This window comes from Nocardioides sp. (assembly GCF_047607365.1).
Classification (GTDB): Bacteria; Actinomycetota; Actinomycetes; order Propionibacteriales; family Nocardioidaceae; genus Nocardioides.
In genome coordinates, this window is the sequence record NZ_JASGDD010000220.1 from 1 (window position 1) to 7196 (window position 7196).

Annotated in this window: 3 protein-coding genes; all 3 read right to left on the reverse strand. The window is 75.9% G+C overall.

Annotation, left to right across the window (positions count from 1 at the left end; genetic code table 11):
• On the reverse strand, window positions 1–1055 hold a 1055-nt coding region (locus QM572_RS17205; RefSeq protein ID WP_415095199.1), incomplete at its 3' end, for an AAA family ATPase.
• Window positions 1052–4324 carry a UvrD-helicase domain-containing protein gene (locus QM572_RS17210; protein ID WP_415095200.1) on the reverse strand — a complete coding sequence of 1091 codons (3273 nt, stop codon included), beginning with the start codon at window positions 4322–4324 and terminating at the stop codon, window positions 1052–1054. The genes QM572_RS17205 and QM572_RS17210, both read right to left, overlap by 4 nt.
• Window positions 4318–7196 (reverse strand): exodeoxyribonuclease V subunit gamma (gene recC / locus QM572_RS17215; RefSeq protein WP_415095201.1); only part of this gene is annotated, 2879 nt, incomplete at its 5' end. The genes QM572_RS17210 and recC, both read right to left, overlap by 7 nt.

Sequence of the window (7196 nt, forward strand, 5' to 3'; positions counted from 1 at the left end):
AGGACCGCCAGGGCCGCGTCCGCGTCGCCGGCGCGGAGCGCGGCGGCCAGCTCGCCGATCTCCTCGCCGAAGCGCCGGGCGGTCCGCAGCTGCCCGACCGCGGCGGGCGCCCGGAGGCGCAGCCCCTCGACCAGGTCCGCGAGCACGGCCCCGGCCTCGACCGAGGCGAGCTGGTCGGCGTCGCCGACGAGGATCAGCCGGGCCGACGGCCGGACCGCCTCCAGCAGCCGGGCCATCATCGTGAGACTGACCATGGAGGTCTCGTCGACCACGATCACGTCGTGGGGCAGGGTGTTGCCGCGGTGGTGGCGGAAGCGGGTGGAGGAGCCGGGTCGCCAGCCGAGCAGGCGGTGGAGCGTCGAGGCGGTGAGGTCGGGACGGCCGACCGACTCCTGGAGGCGCGCGGCCGCCTTGCCGGTGGGCGCGGTGAGGGCGATCCGGAGCGGCTGGTCGGCCTGCTCCTCCAGCAGCGCGAGCAGCCCTCGGACGGTCGTGGTCTTGCCGGTCCCGGGGCCGCCGGTCAGGACGGTGGTCCACTGGCGGACGGCGGCGATCGCGCACGAGCGCTGCTCGGCGTACTGCTCTCCGGGGAAGAGGCGAGCCGAGCTCTCGGCGAGGATCGCCTCGTTCACGATCGGCGGTGAGGCGGCCAGGCGCGCGAGCAGGTCGTCGCGGATCTGGCCCTCCTCGCGGTGGTAGCGGTCGAGGTAGACCAGGTCGCCCTCGAAGCGGAGGACCTGGTCGGCCAGCGCGGAGCCGCGGGCGACGGCGAGCCACTCCCCCGCGTCGGCGACGGGCCACGGCAGCTCCGGCGCCTCGGCCATGAGGGCCGCCAGGTCGACGCAGACCGACCCGTGGCGCGCGGCCCGGACCGCGAGGGCGAGCGCGAGCCGCGAGGCCTCCCCGGGCTCGCGGACGAGATCGCCGAGCCGGGCGGCGACATGGACGTCGGCCGCCGTGAGCACGCCGGCCTCGTTGAAGGCCCGCAGCACGCCGGTGGCCTCGCGGGCGAACCGCGCGTCGCCGGCGTCGACCGGCTCCCAGGTCTCGATCACGGGCCACCCCCGTCCAGGAGCTCCGACAGGGCGACGGTCAGCGACGGCGGCGGCTGCCAGCGGAAGACGCCGGTCGGGTCGCCGTCGACGACCGGGGTGTCGGCGCCGACCATGCCCCGCACGTACAGGTAGAGCACGCCGCCCAGATGCCTCTCGGGGTCGTATCCCGGCAGCCGCCACGAGAGGTAGCGGTGGAGCACGACGCCGTAGAGCATCGCCTGGAGCGGGTAGTGCGAGTGCAGCATCGCCTCGGCCAGCTTGGGCTGGGTGTAGTCGCCGGCAGTCTCCCCCAGGAAGTTGGTCTTGTAGTCGACGATCACGAACCGGCCGCCCGGCAGCCGCAGCACCACGTCGATCGAGCCCGAGAGGTAGCCGCGGAGCAGCTGGTCCCCCAGCACCGGGCTCTCCAGCCTCGAGGCGTACGCCGTCAGCGGATCGTCCGGGGCGAGGTGCTCGCGCAGCAGCGGCGCCAGGTCGCGCAGCCGCACCTCGCCGCGACTGGTCTCCCCACCCGTCAGCGGGATCTCGAAGTCGAGCTCGCGCAGCCGGTCGCCCAGGCCGATGTCACGCAGGGTGAGCCCGGCGGCGAGGGGACCGAGCGGCGTCTCGTTCATCGGCAGCAGGCCGTCGGCCAGCTCCTCGGCGGAGGCCGCGACGGGCCACCAGCGGGACTGCTCCGCGACGTGCCTGCGCAGCTCGGCCGTGAAGTCGGTGGCGGCCGGGTCGGCGTGCTCGAGCACCGCATGGACCAGTGACCCGAACTCCGCACCGGCCGGGAGGTCGGCCATCGGGGACCGAAGCCCCCACTCACCGGGCGGGGAGGCCCCATTCGGCGGATCGGAGGCCCCACTCGGCGTGGTCGGGTCGGCGTCGTCGGTCGCGTCCGCGTCGTCGTCCTTGCCGACCGCGGGCTCCTCAGAGCCGACGAGCGGGGTGGACTCCTCGACCCGGATGAGCGCGGAGTAGGAGGTGCGTCTCCAGTCGAGGTCGATGGGGCGATCGAAGGAGCGGGCGGCGAGCGCGGGCGCCGCGGCGGGTGTCGCGGGGGGCTCGGTGGGGGCGATGTCGGCGAGCTCGTGAGCGGGCCCGCCCATCTCCTCCAGCGCCGCGAGGATCCCGGCGGCCACGTCGTCGTCGCGGACCTCCATCCGCTCGGGCACCTCGGGCGTGCCGGGACGACGGCCGAACAGGAGGCGGTGCAGCCCGCTGGTCGGGGTGTTGAAGGTCGGGGCCCACCACGTCACGACCTGCGACTGGGCCCGCGTCAGGGCGACGTAGAGCGAGCGCAGGTCCTCGCCGAGCTCCTCGGAGAGGTGCGCGGCCACATGGGTCGGCGCGCCCGAGACGTCGAGCGTGCGTACCGGCCGGTCCTCGAGATCGCGGTCGTGGAAGCGCACGACCGCGGGCGCGTCGTTGACCCAGTTGTCGTAGGCGAACGGGAGATAGGTGACGGGGTACTCCAGCCCCTTGCTCCCCCAGATCGTGACGATCTGGACGGCCGCCGCGTCGGAGTCGAGCCGCCGCGGGCGCTCGCCGGCGGAGGTGCGGCGGCGCTCGTCGCGGAACCACTCGAGCAGTCCGGTGAGACCGAGCCGCTCGCGGGTCTGGGTCTCGTGGAGGAGCTGCCCGAGATGGCGCAGGTCGGTGAGCAGCCGGTCGCCGTCGACCCGGCCGAGCACCCGCTCGGTCAGCCCGCGCTCCTCCGCCGCCTCGACCAGGGCGGCCACCCCGCGGCTGCGGAGCACGAGGGCCCACCCGCGCAGCGTGTCGGCGATCCGCGAGGTGAGCTCCTCCCCGCCCCGGTCGGGCTCGGCGAGCTCCGCGGCGCGCCGGCCGAAGAACGGCGTCAGCGCCGCCGCCCGCACCAGCCCCGTCCGGTGCGGCGCCTCGAGTGCCTCGAGCAGGGCGCACCACGCATCGGCCGCCTCGGTGCGGAGCACGTCGCCCCCGCCGAGCATCACCGCGGGTACGCCGCGGGCCGCGAGCTCCGCCTGGACCAGCGCTCCGTGGGCCCGCTGGGAGACGATCACGGCGATCTGGCCCGCGGCCAGCGGCTCGCCGTCCCACGTGGCGCCGGAGGAGAGGACGCGGGCGATGTCGGCGGCGCAGTCGCGGGCCACGAAGGCCCGCGCCTCGGCGGCGGCGATGTCGCCGTTGCGGAGCCGGAAGCCGTCGCGCCGGACCTGGCGCATCCGCCACGCCGGGCCGGCGCCGGCCAGCCGGGAGCCCGGGCGGGAGGCCGAGATCGGCAGCACGGCGATGCCCGGGTCGCCGAGCTGGGCGCCGTCGAGCACCACCTGGAGCGAGCGGACCAGGTCGTCGTCGCTGCGCCAGTTGGTCGCCAGGGTGGCACGGGCGGTGGCGGTGCGCGCGGCGGCCAGATAGGTCGCGACGTCACCGCCCCGGAAGCCGTAGATCGCCTGCTTGGGGTCCCCGATGAGCACGAGGGTGGGCTGATCGCCGCGGTCGGCCGCTCCGGCGAAGGCCCGCTCGAGCACCTGCCACTGGACGGGGTCGGTGTCCTGGAACTCGTCGACGAGCACGATCCGCCACCGCTCGCGCATCCGCAGGCGCGCGGGCGGCTCGCCCCCGGACCCGTCGGCGAGGGCATCGGCCAGCCGGGAGAGGAGGTCGTCGTAGGAGAGGACGCCGAGCCGCCGCTTGCGGCGCTCCAGCTCGGCCCGGACCTCGGTCGCGAACGCGACGCGGGCCTCGGCCGCCGGATGTCCCGGGGCCGCCGCCAGGGCCGCCTGAGGATCGTCGACCGCGGCGCGGGAGACGGACAGCGCGAGGTCGCGGCTGATCGGCGGCGGGGTGCTCGTCCCGCCATACCACCGCAGGTAGAGGTCGTCGACGATCTCGACCACGAGCTCGTCGAGCGACTCGACCAGGGTCGCACCGGGGTCGCTGTCGCCGGCGACGCCGAGGGAGCGGAGCACGATCTGGCAGAACTGGTGGGTGGTCGCGATGGTGGCGCCGTCGAAGCCGGCCAGCGCGTCGAGGACCCGGCGGCGCTGGACCGGATCGGTCAGGGTCCGGGAGGCCTCGACGAGATGGGCGCGGACCCGCTCGCGCAGCTCCTGCGTCGCGGCACGGCCGAAGGTGATGACCAGCAGCTGGTCGAGCGTCGCGATGCCCTCGGCGACGTACCGCGTCACGAGGGTGGCGACGGCGTAGGTCTTGCCGGTGCCGGCGCTGGCCTCGAGCAGCGTGGTGCCGGTCGGCAGCGGGCCCCCGAGGTCGAAGGGGGTGAGGGCCTCGCTCACCATGAGCCCTGCTCCGCGGTGAGAAGGGGGCTCCAGACCCGGAAGGCGAGCTCCGCGAAGCGCTCCGGCTCCGGCAGGGGGGCGCGCTCGCCCCAGACGCGGACGTGCTCGGGCTCGGACTGCTCGCCGGGGAACCTGCCGTCGCGCCAGTCCCAGCCGGCCTTCTCCAGTGCCTCCGCGTGGTCGGCTCCGGTGCGGCGGTTGCGGGCGTAGGTGAGGGAGCTCTTGAGCGGCAGCGGAAGCGGCGCCGCGAGGCCGGCGTCGCGTAGCGAGACGAGCTCGCGCAGGGCCTCGATCGCCGTGTGGTCGAGCGGGCCGAGCTGCGACAGGGCGAAGCCGCCGCCACGCGAGCCGCCGGCTCGCCCGAGGGTGAGCGCGGACCAGGAGCGGTCCTCGTCGGTGGCGGCGAGGGCGAGGAGCCGGATCCAGCTCTGCAGCCGGTGGCCGGCGCCCAGCCGGCCGTAGTGCGCCGTGACCAGCCGGTCGCCGAAGAGGTCCCCGACCGTGCCGCGCAGCCGTCGCCCACCGCCGAGGTCGACGTCGATGTCGGCCGCGCGGGCCGGCAGGCCGCCACGCAGGCGCAGGCCCTCCGCTCCGATCGGCCTGGCCTTGCCGACGACCTCGTCGAGCAGCCGCCAGCCGAGCCACTTCGGCGGGACGACCCCGCGGCGGAACTCCCGCTGGCGGGCCTGGTCGGGGTGGATCCCACGCAGCAGGTCGCCGAGGATGCGGTCGCCGACCTGCCACTGGACCAGCTGGTCCACCTCGACGGGGAGGCCGTCGTCCAGGGGAGCGGCATCGCGCGGGTCGCGGGGCAGCGCGAGGTCGAGGCTCTGCCGGAAGAACCCCCGGACGGGGCTGCGCCAGAAGCCGAGCAGCTCCTCCAGGCCCACGTCGCCCTCGGCCTCGCCCCCGGCTCCGGCGACGCGGAGCGGGCCGTCGAGCAAGGGCGGCACCGGAGTCCGCTCGCGCAGCGCCGCGGTGGCGCCGGCCAGGACCGCGCGGTCGAAGCTGAACGGCTGCTCGGGGACGAGCGCGCCCGGCGTGAGGTTGCGGGCGTCGAAGGGCTGCAGGGGGTGGCGCACCGTGACCGCCTCGGAGACCGGCCGCCCGTCAGCGGTGACGGCGGTGAGGTCGAGCGCGTCCGCGATCTCGCCCAACGGCACGGCCGGGGGGCGCGGCTGCCCGGAGTAGACGTCCGCGCCGGTCCACGTGATGACGAGGGTCTCGGTCGTGGCCAGGATCGCGTCGAGCAGCAGCTGGCGGTCCTCGGTGCGCAGGTCGCGCTCGCCGGTCACGGGCGTGCGGGCGAGCAGGTCGTCGCCGTCGAGCGTGCCGACGCGCGGGAAGACGCCGTCGTCGAGCCCGAGCAGGCAGACGACCCGATGCGGCACCGAGCGCATCGGCACCAGCGTCGCGACCGTCAGCGAGCCGGAGCGGAAGTTGGCCCGCGTCGGCCGGCCGGCCAGGCGGTCTCCCAGCAGAGCGCGTACGTCGGGGAGCCGGAGCATCCCGGAGGCGACTCCGTCCGCGGCATCGCGGACTCGCCCCAGCTCGCGCAGCAGCTGACCGCGCTGCCAGCCGTCGGCGGGGCCGACCGCGGTGAGGGACTCGATCCCCTCCTCGAGGGTGTCGAGCCAGTGCGCGGGCGGATGCTCGCCGGTGAGCCGGTCGGTGACCGCGCGGAGCCGGTGGACGAGCTCGGTCAGGCGGCCGAGCAGGTCGATCGCGCCGCTGCCGACGTCGTCCAGCGGCAGGGTGGCCTCCAGCCACGAGCCGGCGTCGTCGGAGAGCGCCACTCCGGTGAGCAGCCGGTCGAGGCCGAACTCCCAGGTGTTCGCCGCGTAGTCGCCCAGCCCGAACGGCTCGCGGTGGGCGGCGTCGAAGCCCCACCGCACACCGGTCTCCGCCGCCCACTCCGCCAGCTGCTCGAGGTCGTCCTCCCGCAGCCCGAAGCGACGGCGGACGGGCTCAGTGTGGGCGAGGTCGAGGATCTCGCCCACCCCCGCCCGGCCGCCGGCCAGGTCGAGCAGGGTCGAGGCGATGCCGAGGAGGGGGTTGGTCTGGTCGAGCGCCCGGTCGGCGAGCCGGACGCGGAGTCCGTGGGCCGGATGCCCCTCGGCGCCGACCACGTCGCCGAGCCCGAACGCCGCCTCGATCAGCGGGGCGTAGGCCTCGATGTCGGGGCACATCACGAGGACGTCGCGGGGCTCCAGCGTGGGGTCGTCGGCGAGCAGGCCGAGGATCACCTCGCGCAGGATCTCGACCTGCCGGGCCGGGCCGTGGGCGGCGTGCAGCTGCACCGACCGGTCGCCGGCGGCCAGCACCCGCGAGCCCGGATCGGCCGGCGCGGCGTTGGCGCGCAGGTCCGACTGCAGCCACCCGAGCAGGGTGCCGGGCGGCGTGATCGTCCCGGCGACCGGCTCGTCGCTCAGGTCGAGGGTCGCGAGCCCCCGCTGCACCTCGCGAAGGTCGCGGCCGAGGCTGGCCAGCAGCGGGTGGCCGACCGCCTCGTGACTGCGGTCCTCGGCGCGGACGACCGGGCCGCGCAGATCGGCGAGCGCCGCCCACAGCCGGTCGGAGGGATGGGGGAGCCACAGGTGCACCTCGCGGTGCTCGCCCAGCGCGCCGACGAGCTCGATCTCCGAGCGCGACAGCCGGGTGTGGCCGAAGAGCGAGACCCGTGCGGGCAGCTCTCCGGCGGGGCCCTCCCGCAGGTGGGCGACCACCGCCGCGTGACGCTCGTGCGGCGGCATCACCGGCACTCTCGCCACGAGCCGCCGCCACAGCTCGGGCTGCCACGCGAGGTCTGGCGGGACCCGGCCCCCGAGGCCGTCGCCGGAGCCGCCCGCGGACCAGTCGGCCACGACGGCCG

What these genes read in the sequence shown, in the direction of transcription:
- QM572_RS17210 (WP_415095200.1), bottom strand. Translation starts at nt 4,324, where the DNA reads ATGGTGAGCGAGGCCCTCACCCCCTTCGACCTCGGGGGCCCGCTGCCG.